14 protein-coding genes are annotated in these 14350 nt (G+C 69.0%); 5 read left to right on the top strand and 9 right to left on the bottom strand.

Annotated elements, in window-relative coordinates:
- Nucleotides 1-21: 21 nt before the first annotated feature.
- Both dkgB and N878_RS24870 read right to left on the bottom strand, forming a co-directional pair.
- Entirely contained in the window at nucleotides 22-825 is an 804-nt protein-coding gene (gene dkgB, locus N878_RS24865) for a 2,5-didehydrogluconate reductase DkgB (protein WP_021446178.1), read from the bottom strand.
- 24 nt (nucleotides 826-849) lie between these two features.
- Nucleotides 850-2061: an MFS transporter gene (locus N878_RS24870; RefSeq protein ID WP_021446179.1), complete on the bottom strand. Its 1212-nt coding sequence runs from the start codon at nucleotides 2059-2061 to the stop codon at nucleotides 850-852.
- A gap of 100 nt (nucleotides 2062-2161) precedes the next feature.
- On the opposite strand from N878_RS24870, the gene N878_RS24875 reads away from it, so the two are divergent.
- The gene (locus tag N878_RS24875) at nucleotides 2162-3055 is read left to right on the top strand and encodes a LysR substrate-binding domain-containing protein (RefSeq protein ID WP_021446180.1); all 894 of its coding nucleotides are present in this window, start codon (nucleotides 2162-2164) and stop codon (nucleotides 3053-3055) included.
- 134 nt (nucleotides 3056-3189) lie between these two features.
- On the opposite strand, the gene pbpG is transcribed toward N878_RS24875, so the two are convergent.
- Together pbpG and N878_RS24885 are read right to left on the bottom strand one after the other, a co-directional pair.
- Nucleotides 3190-4092, bottom strand: a complete 903-nt coding sequence (gene pbpG, locus N878_RS24880) for a D-alanyl-D-alanine endopeptidase (RefSeq protein ID WP_031304122.1) — start codon at nucleotides 4090-4092, stop codon at nucleotides 3190-3192.
- A 96-nt stretch (nucleotides 4093-4188) separates the two neighbouring features.
- Nucleotides 4189-5109, bottom strand: coding sequence for a LysR family transcriptional regulator (locus tag N878_RS24885; RefSeq protein ID WP_021446182.1), 921 nt, complete (start codon nucleotides 5107-5109; stop codon nucleotides 4189-4191).
- A 113-nt stretch (nucleotides 5110-5222) separates the two neighbouring features.
- Here N878_RS24885 and betC point away from each other — a divergent pair, with 113 nt between their 5' ends.
- From betC to N878_RS24900, 3 genes are all read left to right on the top strand, one after another.
- A complete protein-coding gene (gene betC / locus N878_RS24890) occupies nucleotides 5223-6731 on the top strand; it encodes a choline-sulfatase (RefSeq protein WP_021446183.1) in 1509 nt (502 codons plus the stop codon).
- A gap of 37 nt (nucleotides 6732-6768) precedes the next feature.
- The gene (locus tag N878_RS24895) at nucleotides 6769-7689 is read left to right on the top strand and encodes a choline ABC transporter substrate-binding protein (RefSeq protein WP_021446184.1); all 921 of its coding nucleotides are present in this window, start codon (nucleotides 6769-6771) and stop codon (nucleotides 7687-7689) included.
- Between the two features lie 61 nt (nucleotides 7690-7750).
- A complete protein-coding gene (locus tag N878_RS24900) occupies nucleotides 7751-9322 on the top strand; it encodes a SulP family inorganic anion transporter (RefSeq protein ID WP_021446185.1) in 1572 nt (523 codons plus the stop codon).
- A gap of 239 nt (nucleotides 9323-9561) precedes the next feature.
- Here the strand turns inward: N878_RS24900 and N878_RS24905 are convergent, their stop codons facing one another.
- The 3 genes from N878_RS24905 to hemF form a co-directional block, all read right to left on the bottom strand.
- Nucleotides 9562-9918, bottom strand: a complete 357-nt coding sequence (locus N878_RS24905; RefSeq protein WP_021446186.1) for a DOPA 4,5-dioxygenase family protein — start codon at nucleotides 9916-9918, stop codon at nucleotides 9562-9564.
- A gap of 17 nt (nucleotides 9919-9935) precedes the next feature.
- The gene (aroE, locus tag N878_RS24910; RefSeq protein ID WP_021446187.1) at nucleotides 9936-10757 is read right to left on the bottom strand and encodes a shikimate dehydrogenase; all 822 of its coding nucleotides are present in this window, start codon (nucleotides 10755-10757) and stop codon (nucleotides 9936-9938) included.
- A 93-nt stretch (nucleotides 10758-10850) separates the two neighbouring features.
- Complete coding sequence (gene hemF / locus N878_RS24915) at nucleotides 10851-11768, bottom strand: oxygen-dependent coproporphyrinogen oxidase (RefSeq protein WP_021446188.1); 918 nt, start codon at nucleotides 11766-11768, stop codon at nucleotides 10851-10853.
- A 146-nt stretch (nucleotides 11769-11914) separates the two neighbouring features.
- Here hemF and N878_RS24920 point away from each other — a divergent pair, with 146 nt between their 5' ends.
- Nucleotides 11915-12892, top strand: a complete 978-nt coding sequence (locus tag N878_RS24920) for an NADPH:quinone reductase (protein WP_021446189.1) — start codon at nucleotides 11915-11917, stop codon at nucleotides 12890-12892.
- A 33-nt stretch (nucleotides 12893-12925) separates the two neighbouring features.
- On the opposite strand, the gene N878_RS24925 is transcribed toward N878_RS24920, so the two are convergent.
- Entirely contained in the window at nucleotides 12926-13483 is a 558-nt protein-coding gene (locus N878_RS24925; RefSeq protein WP_021446190.1) for an L-threonylcarbamoyladenylate synthase, read from the bottom strand.
- 76 nt (nucleotides 13484-13559) lie between these two features.
- Nucleotides 13560-14350: DNA-processing protein DprA (gene dprA, locus N878_RS24930; protein ID WP_021446191.1), on the bottom strand; the 791-nt coding region annotated here is incomplete at its 5' end.

Consider the following 14350-nt stretch of genomic DNA (forward strand, 5'->3'; position numbering starts at 1 on the left):
GCCTACTGCGGGTGGGGGGGCTCAGTCCCAGCGCGGCGCGAACCCCGGGTTGGCCACCCGCTCGCCGCGCTCCAGGCCGGCGATGGCGGCCATGTCCTCGGCGCTCAGGCGCAGCTCGGCCGCAGCCAGGTTGGCGGCCAGATTCTCGCGCCTGGTCGAGGAGGGGATCACCGCATGGCCCTGCTGCAGCGACCAGGCCAGCGCCACCTGCGCCGGGCTGGCGCCATGGGCGGCGGCGATGCGCTGGATCGCCGGCTCGGCCAGCACCTTGCCGTAGGCCAGCGGCATATAGGCGGTCAGGTGAATGCCTTGCTGGCGGGTGAAGTCGACCAGCCTGCGATTCTGCAGCAGCGGGTGAATCTCCACCTGGTGGGTGGCGATCTCGTCCGCCCCCACCGCATCGATGGCCTGGCGCAGATGGGCGATGGTGAAGTTGGACACGCCGATGGCCGCAGTCAGTCCCAGGCGCTTGGCCTGCAGCAGTTCGCCCAGGTACTGCGTCACGGGGATCTCGTCGCCCGGCGACGGCCAGTGGATCAGCGCCAGGTCGACCCGCTCCAGCCCCAGGCGCTGCAGGCTCTCCCGCAGGCTGGCGATCACCCGGCCGCTGCCGAGGTTCTCGGTCCAGATCTTGGTGGTGACGAACAGCTCGTCGCGCGCCACGCCGCTGGCGGCGATGGCCTGGCCGACCTCCGCTTCGTTGCCATAAATCTGCGCCGTGTCGATATGCCGATAGCCCAGTTCCAGCCCCGTGCGTACCGAATCGATGGCGACCCGGTCCTTGAGACGGAAGGTGCCGAGGCCGAAGGCAGGGATGAATTTCATGCGCAATCTCCTTGATTGACGGAATCAGTGACCGACCACCAGGCCGGAGCGGGCAGTGCCCGCCTCACGCCGCGCCGGGTTGCGGCTGTCCAGACGACCGCTCCAGGCGGTCAGCGCCAGCGCGCCGAGCACCACCAGCGCGCCGATCCAGGCGGTGTGGATCAGGCCGAGCTGGGCGACGATATGCCCGCCGAGCCAGGCGCCGCCGGCGATGCCCAGGTTGAAGGCGGCGATATTCAGGCCCGAGGCCACATCCACCGCCTGCGGGCTGAAATGTTCGGCCTGCCGCACCACGTAAAGTTGCAGTCCCGGCACGTTGCCGAAGGCCACGGCGCCCCACAGCAACACGGTGCCCAGGGCCAGCCAGGAATTGCCGGCGGTGAGGCCGAGCAGCAGCAGCACACCGGCGAGCAGGGCGAAGATCAGCTTCAGCGCCGCAATCGGCCCGCGCTGGTCGGCCAGCTTGCCACCCCAGACGTTGCCCACGGCAACCGACACGCCATAGACCAGCAGCACCAGGCTCACCGCACCGGCGCTGAAGCCGCTGAGCTCCTGCAGGATCGGCGCGAGAAAGGTAAAGGCGGTGAAGGTGCCGCCGTAGCCGAGGGCGGTCATGGCATACACCAGCAGCAGGCGCGGCTGCTTGAGCACGGCCAGTTGGGTCAGCAGCGAGGCAGGCGGGGTATGAGCGATACCGCGAGGGATATACAGCAGGCTGCCGACGAAGGCGATCACGCCGAGGGCGGACACCGCCAGGAAGGTCTCGCGCCAGCCGAAATGCTGGCCGATAAAGGTACCCAGCGGCACGCCGGTGACCAGCGCCACGGTCAGCCCGGTGAACATGGTGGCGATGGCACTGGCGGCCTTTTCCTTGGACACCAGGCTGGTGGCGATGGTCGAGCCGATGGAAAAGAACACGCCGTGGGCCAGGCCAGTGACGATGCGCGCGACGATCAGCGACTCGTAGCCCGGCGCCTGCCAGGCCAGCAGGTTGCCGGCGCTGAACAGCAGCATCAGGCCGAGCAGCAGTGCCTTGCGCGGCAGCTTGCCGGTCAGCGCGGTAAGCAGCGGCGCGCCGACCGCCACGCCGAGGGCGTAGAGGCTGACCAGCAGGCCGGCCGAGGGCAGATCGACCCCCAGATCGGCGGCGATGGTAGGTAACAGGCCGACGATGACGAACTCGGTCGTGCCGATGGCGAAGGCGCTGAGGGCCAGCGCGAGCAGGGCAATGGGCATGGAATGGCTCCGCAATGAGGTTGATGGCGCGCAGTATCCGAGCCAGACTCATGCGGAAAAAGCCGATAACCCAGCAAAGACCTTTGCCTGAAGATCAACAATGAAAACCAGCCTGGAAGAAATGCTCGCCTTCGTCCGCGTGGTCGACAGCGGTTCGATCAGCGCCGCCGCCGCGCAGCTGGAACAGACCGCCTCCGGGGTGAGCCGCGCGCTGAGCCGCCTGGAGGAAAAGCTCGCCGTCACCCTGCTGCGCCGCACCACCCGGCGCCTGGAGCTGACCGAGGAGGGCGAGCTGTTCCTCGCCCAGGCGCGGCGCATCCTCGCCAGCGTCGAAGACGCCGAGGAGCAGATGGCGCTGCGCCGCCAGGCGCCGGCCGGACGGCTGCGGGTCAACACCGCCTCGCCCTTTATGCTGCACGTGATAGTCCCGCTGATCGGCGAGTTTCGCGCGCGCTACCCGCAGATCGAGCTGGAACTGCACAGCGACGACCGCATCATCGACCTGCTGGAGCGGCGCACCGACCTGGCCATCCGCATCGGTGCGCTGCCCGATTCCAGCCTGCACGCCCGGCCGCTGTGCCATAGCTGGCGACGGGTGCTGGCCAGCCCCGGGTATCTCGCGCGCCACGGCACGCCGGACAGCGTCGAGGCGCTGAGCGGGCACAGCCTGATCGGCTTCACCGAGCCGGACGGGCTCAACGACTGGCCGCTGCGCCACGCCCAGGGCGAGCGCTGGCGCATCACCCCGAGCATCCGCGCCTCCAGCGGCGACACGCTGCGCGAACTGGCGCTGGCCGGCGAGGGCCTGGTGTGCCTGTCGGACTTTATGACCGACGCCGATCGGGCCAGGGGCGATCTGGTCGAGGTGCTGGCCGAGCAGCGGGTCGAGGTGCGCCAGCCGATCAATGCGGTGTACTACCGCAACACCGCGCTGGCCTCGCGCATCACCTGCTTCCTGGATTTCCTCAGCGAGCGGCTGGGCAGCCACGGCTAGCTGCCGCCGGTGATGAATGGCCGGGGTGCGCGGCGCAACCTACCCGGCGCGCGGCGCCAGCTACAGGTAAGGGACGCCGGATCGACCTATCCAGAGGTCAACGAAAAAGGGCGACTCATCGAGTCGCCCTTCCTTCACTGCCCGGCCTGCAGGTTCCACTCCGCCAGCTTCTGCCGCTTGTAGCTCAGCGCCGCGGCCGGCACCGGGGTGACCTTGCCGGTTTCCATCCAGCGCTTGAGGCGGTTGGCGTCGGCCATATGGGTGTACTTGCCGAAGGCGCCGAGCACGACGAAGGCCACCGGGCGATGGTTGATCGAGGTGAGCATCACCAGGCAGCGGCCGGCGGCGTTGGTGAAGCCGGTCTTGCTCAGGTCGATGTCCCAGTCGGCCTTGCGCACCAGCGCGTTGGTGTTGCGAAAGCCCAGGCTGTAGGCGGGCTTGCGGAAGCTCACGGTGGCCTCGGAGTCGGTGCTGAACTGGCCGATCAGCGGGTACTGCTGCGCCGCCTTGAGCATCAGCGCCAGGTCGCGGGCGGTGGCGACGTTGTGCTCGGACATGCCGGTGGGTTCGACGAAGCGGCTGCTGTGCATGCCCAGCGCCTTGGCCTTGGCGTTCATCGCCGCGACGAAGGCCGCGTGGCCGCCCGGATAGTGGTGGGCGAGGCTGGCGGCGGCACGGTTTTCCGAGGACATCAGGGCCAGGTGCAGCATGTCGCGGCGGCTGACCTCGCTGCCGATGCGCACCCGCGAGTAGACGCCCTGCATTTCCTTGGTGTCGCGGATGGTGATGGGCAACACCTGATCCAGCGGCAGCTTGGCGTCGAGCACCACCATGGCGGTCATCAGCTTGGTCACCGAAGCCACCGGCAGACGCAGGTCGGGGTTGCTGGCATAGAGTTCCTGGCCGGTCTTCAGGTCGACCAGCAGCGCGCTGCCGGCGGCCAGTTCCTGCTGGGGCTTGGCCGGGGCGGCCTCAAGGTTCGAAACTGCAAGGCCGCCGCACAGCAGCAGGGCCAAAATCGAATGACGGAGTTTCACGGTTCACTTCACCGGTTGAGTAGAGGGGCCTGAGGACGAACCCTCGGGCGGCGCCCAGTATAGGGACTCGCCGCACGCTCTTGCAGTATGGCTCGCTCAGAGGCTTTGTGCCGGCAACTCCAGCTCGGCCTGCAGCCAGTCGACGAAACGCGCGGTCAGGCGCTGACGGCGTTTGCGCTCGGGCAGCACCAGGTAGTAGCCCAGCGCCGACTGCGCCTCGGCCTCGCCCAGGCGACAGAGCAGGCCCTGGGTCAGCAGCTCGTCGACCAGGTGGCGCCAGCCGATGGCCACGCCCTGGCCGGCGATGGCAGCCTGGATCAGCAATGTGTAGTTGTCGAAGCGCAGCGCCCCGGGGGTCGGCACGGCGGCTATGCCCAGGGCGCGGAACAGCCCGTCCCAGTCGAACCAGCGCGAGCGGTGCTCGGGGCGCAGGTGCAGCAGCGGCAACTCGGCCAGCACCGACGCCGACAGCGGCGGCTGGCGCGCGCCAAGCAGGCGCGGGCTGCACACCGGGAACACCTCCTCGCGAAACAGCAGGTGCGCCTCACCGTGCTTGAAGCGGCCGTCGCCGAAGCGGATGGCCACGTCGATATCGCTGGGCACGCTGGCCGGGTCGCGCTCGCTGGTGATCAGGCTGACGTCCACCTCCGGGTACAGGCGGTTGAAGCGCTGCAGCCGCGGCATCAGCCAGTAGGCGGCGAAGGCGAAGTCGGTGGCCACCTGCAGCACCTCGTGCTGCTGCCGCGCGGTGACCGCGGCGAGGCCCGCGTCGAGGCTGGCCAGCCCCTCCTGCACGTGGCCGAGCAGCAGCTCGCCGGCCTCGGTGAGGACGATGCCGCGGTAGACCCGGTCGAACAGGCGCGTGGCCAACTGCTGCTCGAGGCGCTTGATCTGCTGGCTGATGGCCGGCTGGCTGCTGCCCAGCTCGCTGGCGGCGGCGGTGAAGCTGAGCTGGCGCGCCGCCGACTCGAACACCCGCAGCGCCTCCAGGGCCACGCCGTCGAGTGCTTTATGCATAAGCTGAAGTTATCCGAGTCATGTCTTTGAGGCGGGTTTACCCCGTCGCCGTTCTAGCGGAATCATGAAGCCCGCACTGTCGCATAAACCCACAGTATGGAATAGCCGCCGCCATGAGCCGCCCCAATATCCTCTTCATCATGGCCGACCAGATGGCCGCGCCGATCCTGCCGCTGCACGATGCCGCCTCGCCGGTGCAGATGCCCCACCTGATGAAGCTGGCCGAACGCGCCGTGGTATTCGACTCGGCCTACTGCAACAGCCCGCTGTGCGCGCCGTCGCGCTTCAGCCTGGTCAGCGGCCGGCTGCCGTCGCGGATCGGCGCCTACGACAACGCCGCCGACTTTCCCGCCGACGTGCCGACCTACGCCCACTACCTGCGCCGCCTCGGCTACCGCACCGCGCTGTCGGGCAAGATGCACTTCTGCGGCCCCGACCAGCTGCACGGCTACGAGGAACGCCTGACCAGCGACATCTACCCGGCCGACTACGGCTGGGCGGTGAACTGGGACGAACCGGAGGTGCGCGCCAGCTGGTACCACAACATGTCCTCGGTGCTGCAGGCCGGCCCCTGCGTGCGCAGCAACCAGCTGGATTTCGACGAGGAGGTGGTGTTCAAGGCTCGCCAGTACCTCTACGACCACGTGCGCCTGACGCCGCAGCAGCCGTTCTGCCTGACCGTGTCGATGACCCACCCGCACGACCCCTATACCATCCCGCGCGAATACTGGGAGCGCTACGAAGGCGTGGACATTCCCCTGCCGCGCCAGCACCTCGAGCAGGCCGAGCAGGACCCGCACTCGCAGCGTCTGCTCAAGGTCATCGACCTGTGGGACCAGCCGCTGCCGGCGGACAAGATCCGCGACGCGCGCCGCGCCTACTTCGGCGCCTGCAGCTATATCGACGACAACATCGGCAAGCTGCTGAAGACCCTGGAAGAATGCGGCTTGGCCGAGGACACCATCGTGGTGTTCTCCGGCGACCACGGCGACATGCTCGGCGAGCGCGGCCTCTGGTACAAGATGCACTGGTTCGAGATGGCCGCCCGCGTGCCGCTGCTGGTGCATGCGCCGCAACGCTTCGCCGCGCGCCGGATCAGCCAGTCGGTTTCCACCCTCGACCTGCTGCCGACCCTGGTGGAGCTGGCCGGCGGCCAAGTGGACGCCGGCCTGGCGCTGGACGGCCGCTCGCTGCTGCCCCACCTGCGGGGCGAGGGCGGTCACGACGAGGTGCTCGGCGAATACATGGCCGAAGGCACCACCAGCCCGTTGATGATGATCCGTCGCGGGCCGTGGAAATTCGTCTACTCGGAGCAGGATCCGCTGCTGCTGTTCGACCTGGCCCGCGATCCGCAGGAACGCGAAAACCTGGCCGACTCGGCGGATCACCAGGGCGTGCTGGCCGAGTTCCTCGCCGAGGCGCGGGCGCGCTGGGATATCCCGGCGATCCACGCCGCCACCCTGGCCAGCCAGCGCCGCCGGCGCCTGGTGGCCGAGGCGCTGAGCCAGGGCAAGCTGACCAGCTGGGACCACCAGCCCTGGGTCGACGCCAGCCAGCAGTACATGCGCAACCATATCGACCTCGACGATCTGGAGCGTCGCGCCCGTTATCCCCAGGTTTGAAGCACTGCCGCCCCTAACCAGAAGAAGGAGAGACGTGATGAACCGAATCAGCGTGCTGTTACTGACCGGACTGCTGAGCAGCGCCGGCAGCGCCTGGGCCGAGGACGCCAGCTGCGCCAAGGTCAAGCTGGGCGATCCGGGCTGGAGCGATATCGCCGTGACCAACGGCATCGCCAGCTTCCTCCTCGAGGGCCTCGGCTATCAGACGCAGAGCCAGACCCTGGCGGTGCCGATCATCTACGCCGGGCTGCAGAAGGGCCAGATCGATGTCTTTCTCGGCAACTGGATGCCGGCGCAGCAGAGCAACTACGACAAGTTCGTCGCCAGCGGCGAAGTGGACCAGCTGGCGCAGAACCTCGACGGCACCGAGTACACCCTGGCCGTGCCGACCTACGCCTATGAGGCCGGGGTGAAGACCTTCGCCGATCTGGACAAGCATGCCGACAAGTTCGACAGGAAGCTCTACGGCATCGCCTCCGGCTCGCCGGCCAACGAGTCGATCAGGCAGATGATCGCCGCCGACGAGTTCGGCCTGGGCGACTGGACGCTGGTGGAGTCCAGCGAACAGGCGATGCTGGTGCAGGTCGGCCGCGCGGTGAAACGCGAGCAGTTCGTGGTGTTCCTCGGCTGGACGCCGCACCCGATGAACGTGCAGTACGACATGAACTACCTGCGCGGCGGCGAGAAGTATTTCGGCGCCAGCGGCCAGGTCAACACCCTGGCGCGCAAGGGCTATGCCCAGCAGTGCCCCAATGCCGGCAAGCTGCTGAGCAACCTCAAATTCACCCAGGAGATGGAGAACAGCATCATGGATCGGGTGCTCAGCAAGCAGGCCAGCAACGACGCCGCGATCAAGGACTGGCTGCAGGCCAACCCGCAGGTGCTCGACGCCTGGCTGGACGGCGTCACCACCCGCGACGGCGGCGACGGCCTGGCCGCGGTCAAGGCGCGGCTTTGAAATAGCCGGGGCAATTGCGTAGGGTGGGGCCAGCCTGCCCACCCTGCCGAGCCTGATCTCGATGCCGCTACCCGACCTCCAGACCCTGCTGCCCTTCCTGCGCTGGCTGCCCGGCATCAGCCGCAAGACCCTCGGCAACGATCTGCTGGTGGGCCTGAGCGGCGCAGTGCTGGCCCTGCCGCAGTCGCTGGCCTATGCGCTGATCGCCGGGCTGCCGGCCGAATACGGCCTGTACGCGGCCATAGTGCCGGTGATCGTCGCCTGCCTGTGGGGCTCGTCCTGGCACCTGATCTGCGGGCCGACGGCGGCCATCTCCATCGTCCTGTTCACCAGCGTCAGCCCCATGGCCGCGGTGGGCAGCGAGCGGTTCATCGCCCTGGTGCTGCTGCTGACCTTTCTCGCCGGGCTGTTCCAGTGGCTGCTCGGCCTGCTGCGCTTCGGCGCGCTGGTCAACTTCGTCTCGCAGTCGGTGGTGCTCGGCTTCACCCTCGGCGCGGCGCTGGTGATCGCCATCGGCCAGTTGCCCAACCTGCTCGGCGTGGAAGTGGCCAGCCAGGCCACCGCCCTGGCCAGCCTGCTGCAGATCGGCCAGCACCTAGGCGACGCGCACTGGCCGAGCCTGGCCGTGGCGGCCGGCACGTTGCTGTTCAGCCTGGGCATACGCCGGCTGTGGCCGAAGGCGCCGGCGCTGCTGCTCGGCCTGGTCGCCGGCAGCGTGCTGGTGTGGCTGCTGCCGCCGCGGCTGGTCGGCGAGATTGCCCTGGTCAGCGCCTTCGAGGGCGGCCTGCCGCCCTTCACGCCGCTGCAGTTCGACCTCAACAGCCTGCTACAGCTGCTGCCGGCGGCGGTGGCCTGCGGCATGCTCGGCCTGGTCACCAGCCTGTCCATCGCCCGCGCCCTGGCGGTGAAATCCCAGCAGTTCCTCGACGCCAACCAGGAGGTGCGCGCCCAGGGCCTGTCGAACATGCTCGGGCCCTGGTTCGCCGGCTCGCTGTCGGCCGGCTCCTTCACCCGCTCGGCGCTGAACCTGCAGGCCGGCGCGCGCACGCCACTGGCCGGGGTGTTCTCGGCGCTGCTGGTGGCGCTGTTCGCCCTGTTCGGCGCCGCGCTGCTGGCACATATCCCGCTGCCGGTGATGGCCGCCGGCATCCTGCTGATCTGCTGGGGCCTGGTCGACCTGGCGGCGATTCGCGCGCTGCGCCGGGTCAGCCGCGCCGAGTTCGCGGTGATGCTGCTGACCCTGGCGGCGACCCTGCTGCTGGAGCTGCAGACGGCGATCTACGCCGGGGTACTGGCCTCGCTGTTCTTCTACCTCAAGCGCACCTCGCAGCCGCGCGTGCGCCTGTGGCACGACGGCGACGACGAGGTGCTGCGCATCGACGGCTCGATCTTCTTCGGCGCCTGCCACTACCTCCAGCAGCTGCTGCAACGCAGTCGCGGCCAACGCCTGGTGATCGACGCCCGGCATATCAACTTCATCGACTACGCCGGGGTGGAGATGCTGCACCAGGAGGCGCGCCGCCTGCAGGCCCTGCAACGCAGCCTGGTGCTGCGCCAGGCGCGGCCGCAGGTGGTGGAGGAGATCCTCAAGCTGGAAGGCGCCGAACGCTGCCCGGTGCAGTTCGAGGAATGACCGCGCTCCGTAGGTTGGGTTGAGGAGCCTGCGACGAAGCCCAACAGGGGTGTATGAGCGGCGGATTGGCGGGGTGGCGGGAGGTCAGTCGGGCGGAGCTCGGCGTGCTCCCTGTTGGGCTTCGCTGCGCTCAGCGCCAACCTACGCGCCAACCAACGCGCTGGCCGATGCAGCAACGCAAAGCCCGATCAGCGCGCTACCGATGCGCCAACCGGCGGCGCAAGCCGCGGGGCAAGGGTTCAGTCTGGGTCGGCGTCGAGCACGCTCAGATCCAGCGGGCGCGACTGACCCAGCCACAGCGCCCAGTCGCGGTGGTCGCGCAGCTCATCGCCGGTGATCGGATGCACCAGCACGTTGAGCCCGCCGCGATGCTGCAGCAGCCAGGGCAGCAGTTCGCCGAACAGCTCGGGGCGAAAGGCCAGCTGGCAGCTCCAGTCCGGGTGCGGGCCGACCGGGCGCTCATGCAGCCGGCCCATCTTCAGCGGGAAACGCCGCGCGGCCTCCTCGCATAGCGCGCGGGCCTGCTCCAGGCTGGCGGCGTCGAAGTAGACATGGGCGTGGTAGCCCTTGATCCGCGGCAGCGCGTCGTCGTTCATCACGGCCTCCGAGGGCTTCAGCCCGCCAGCTGGCGGCGCAGTTCGGCCAGCACCGGCGCGGTGTCCGGGCGCACGCCGCGCCACAGTTCGAAGGCTTCGGCGGCCTGCTCGACCAGCATGCCCAGGCCGTCCAGGCAGCGCGCCGCGCCCTGATCAAAGGCCCAGCGGTTGAAGGCGGTGGGTTCCTTGGCGTACATCATGTCGTAGCAGACGGTGTGCCCCGCCTGGATCAGGCTCGGCGCGATCGGCGGCAGCTCGCCGCCGAGGCTGGCCGAGGTGCCGTTGACGATCAGGTCCACCGGCGCGTCGAGCCAGTCGAAGCCGGCAGCGACCAGCGGGCCGAGATCGGCGAACTCGCGCACCAGCTGCTCGGCCTTGCTCACCGTGCGGTTGGCGATCACCAGCACCGCCGGGCGCTGCGCCAGGAAGGGCTCGAGCACGCCACGCACGGCGCCGCCGGCACCGAGCACGAGGATGCGCTTGCCGGTCAGGCTGAAACCGGCGTTGTCCTGCAGGTCGCGGGTCAGCCCGGCGCCGTCGGTGTTGTCGCCGAGCAGGCGGCCGTCTTCCAGCTTCTTCAGGGTGTTCACCGCACCGGCACGGCGGGCGCGTTCGCTCAGCTGGTCGGCGAGGCGGAAGGCCTCTTCCTTGAACGGCACGGTGACGTTGCCGCCCAGGCCCTCGGCGAAGAAGGCGCGGGCGCAGCCGGCGAAGTCGTCCAGCGGCGCCAGCAGCGCCTCGTAGCTGAGCTGCTGGCCGGTCTGCTCGGCGAACAGGCGGTGGATCAGCGGCGACTTGCTGTGGCCGATGGGGTTGCCGAAGACGCAGTAGCGGTCCATGAGAAATCCTGTTTGTGTAGGCGCCAGTCCGTAGCCCGGATGAAATCCGGGGGCGGTCGGTACATTGCCCCGGATTACATCCGGGCTACGCGTTCACGACAGCTTCGAGAGCCAATCGCGATCGGTCAGAAAATACTCGGTCAGGCGCGCTTCTTCGCTACCCGGCTCGGGCTTCCAGTCGTAGCCCCAACGTACCATCGGCGGCAGCGACATGAGGATCGACTCGGTGCGCCCGCCGGACTGCAGGCCGAACAGGGTGCCGCGGTCGAACACCAGGTTGAACTCGACGTAACGGCCGCGGCGGAAGGCCTGGAACTCGCGCTCGCGCTCGCCGAAGGGGGTCAGCTTGCGGCGTTGGACGATGGGCAGGTAGGCCGCCAGGTAGGCATCGCCGATGGCGCGCATGAAGGCGAAGCTGGTGTCGAAGTCCCACTGGTTGAGGTCGTCGAAGAACAGCCCGCCGATGCCGCGCGGCTCGCCGCGGTGCTTGAGGTGGAAGTAGCGGTCGCACCAGGCCTTGAACCTGGGGTAGACCTCGGCGCCGAACGGTGCGCAGGCGTCATGGGCCACCTGGTGCCAGTGCACGCAGTCGTCTTCGTTGGCGTAGTAGGGGGTCAGGTCGAAGCCGCCGCCGAACCACCAGACCGGCTCCTCGCCCTCCTTCTCCGCGCTGAAGAAGCGCACGTTGGCGTGGGAGGTGGGCACATGGGGGTTTTCCGGGTGGATCACCAGCGACACGCCGAGGGCCTGGAAACCGCGCCCGGCCAGCTCCGGACGATGGGCGCTGGCCGAGGGCGGCAGGCTGTCGCCGAACACGTGGGAGAAGTTGACCCCGCCCTTCTCGATCAGCGCACCGTTCTCGATCACCCGCGTGCGCCCGCCGCCGCCGGCCGGCCGCTGCCAGGCGTCCTCGGCGAACCGGGCCTGGCCGTCTTCGGCCTCGAGGGTGGCACAGATGCGGTCTTGCAGGTCGAGCAGGTAGGCCTTCACGGCCTCGGTACGGTCAGTCACGGCGGCACCTTGAGCGGGAGCGAATCGAAATCGGCGGGCAGCATAGCACTCACGGGCGCGCCTTCGCAGTTGACGGCGGTCGATCGGGGCGTTTGGATAGACCCTTTCGCCGCCTCTCGGCGGCTCGATCAGAGAAGGAATCCGAAATGGCCAAGCGTATCCAGTTCAGCCAGCACGGCGGCAGCGAGGTGCTGGAGTACCGCGACTACCAGCCGGCCGCCCCCGGCCCGCGCGAAGTGCGGGTGGCCAACCGCGCCATCGGCCTGAATTTCATCGACACCTATTTCCGCAGCGGCCTCTATGCGCCGCCGGCGCTGCCCTCCGGCCTGGGCACCGAGGGCGCCGGGGTGGTCGAGGCGGTGGGCAGCGAGGTCAGCGGCTTCGCCGTCGGCGACCGCGTGGCCTACGCCACCGGCCCGCTCGGCGCCTACAGCGAGCTGCATGTGCTGCCGGCGGACAAGCTGGTCAAGCTGCCGGACGGCATCGGCTTCGAGCAGGCCGCCGCGGTGATGCTCAAGGGCCTGACCGTGCAGTACCTGCTGCGTCAGACCTACCCGCTCAAGGGCGGCGAGACCATCCTGTTCCATGCCGCGGCCGGCGGCGTCGGCTCCTTCGCCTGTCAGTGGGCGCGGGCGTTGGGGGTCAGGCTGATCGGCACTGTGAGTTCGGCCGAGAAGGCGGCGCGGGCGAAAGAGCAGGGCGCCTGGGCGACCATCGACTACAGCCACGAGAATGTGGTGCAGCGCGTGCTGGAACTGACCGACGGTGCCAAGTGCCCGGTGGTCTACGACGGCGTCGGCAAGGACACCTGGGAAACCTCCCTGGACTGCGTGGCGCCGCGCGGCCTGCTGGTCAGCTTCGGCAATGCCTCTGGCGCGGTCAGCGGGGTCAACCTCGGCATCCTGGCGCAGAAGGGCTCGCTGTACGTCACCCGGCCGACCCTGGCCGGCTACGCCGATACGCCGCAGCGCCTGCAGGCCATGGCCGACGAGCTGTTCGCCATGATCGAAAGCGGCCAGCTGCAGGTGGAGATCAGCAACCGCTATGCGCTGAAGGACGCCGCCGCCGCCCAGGACGCGCTGAGCGCCCGGCAGACCACCGGCTCGACCATTTTGCTGCCGTGAAACCTTAGCCCGGATGCAACCCGGGCTACGCAATCAGGACGGGCGAATCACATCGCCCGTGCGCAGGTCGCGGATCAGGCTGGGATTCTTGCGCCCGCCCAGGGCGCCGCCGAGCACCTTGTCCAGCTGACGCGGAAAATACTGCTCGACGCGCAGACGCGAGCGCGCCGCCGGGCGCCCGGCCGGGTTGGCCGAGGTGGACACCAGCGGCCCGGTATGGCGGCACAGCGCGCGCACCAGCGGATGGTCGCTGACGCGCAGGGCGACGGTGTCGTGCTGGCCGCTGATCCATTCGGGCAGGCGCTCCTGGTGCGGCACCAGCCAGGTGTTGGGCCCCGGCCAGCTACCGGCCAGGCGCTCCTGCCAGATCGCCGGCAGGTCCTGCAGGAGGAAGTCGAACTGCTCGATATCCTCGGCCACCAGGATCAGGCCCTTGTGCATCGGCCGTTCCTTGAGCGCCAGCAGGCGATCCACCGCCTCTTCGTTCCACGGATCGCAGCCCAGGCCCCAGACCGCCTCGGTGGGATAGGCGATCACACCACCCTCGCGCACCACGCGCGCCGCTTGCTGCACTTGCCAGTTGCCGGCCATCGACTGTCTCCCGCTGAATCAATGGCCGGCAGTCTATCCAAGTCGGCCATGCGACTGTAGCCCGGATGCATCCGGGCTATGGCTTGCGCGCCAGCCAGCGTCCCGCCTCGCTGCACACCCGTCCATCCAGCTCCAGTTCGGTCAGCGCCGCCAGCACCTCGCTCAGCGCCCAGCCACTGGCCTGCACCAGCGCCTCGCTGCTCTGCGGCGCGGCATGCAGCAACTCCAGCAGGGGATGCACGGCCCCCTCTGGAGCAGGGCTCGGCCCGGGCGCCTGCCAACCGCGCAGGGCCTCGAGAATATGCTCAATGCTTTCCACCAGCGTCGCGCCGTCGCGGATCAACTGATGACAGCCGCGCGCCCCGGGATGGTGGATGGAACCGGGAATGGCATAGACCTCACGCCCCTGTTCGGCGGCCAGGCGCGCGGTGATCAGCGAACCGCTGGACGGGCTGGCCTCGACCACCAGCACACCCAGCGACAGACCGCTGATGATGCGGTTGCGCCGCGGGAAGTTGCTCGCCTGCGGCGGGCAGTCCGGCGGCAGCTCGGAGACCAGCGCGCCGCCCTGCTCTGCGATCTGCGCCGCCAGGCGCTGATGCCGCGCCGGGTACAGACACTGCAGACCGGTGCCGAGTACCGCCACCGTCGCGCCGCCCGCATCCAGCGCGCCCTGGTGCGCGGCGCCGTCGATACCCAGGGCCAGGCCGCTGGTGATGACGAAACCGCCGCCGGCCAGGCTGCGGGCGAAGGCATGGGCGGTATCCAGGCCTGGCTTCGACGCCCGCCGGCTGCCGACCATGGCCAGTTGCGGTCGTTCGAGAATGCCCGGATCGCCGGCGACGAACAGCAGCGGCGGGGCGTCCG

This window comes from Pseudomonas sp. EGD-AK9, from assembly GCF_000465935.2.
Taxonomy (GTDB): domain Bacteria; phylum Pseudomonadota; class Gammaproteobacteria; order Pseudomonadales; family Pseudomonadaceae; genus Aquipseudomonas.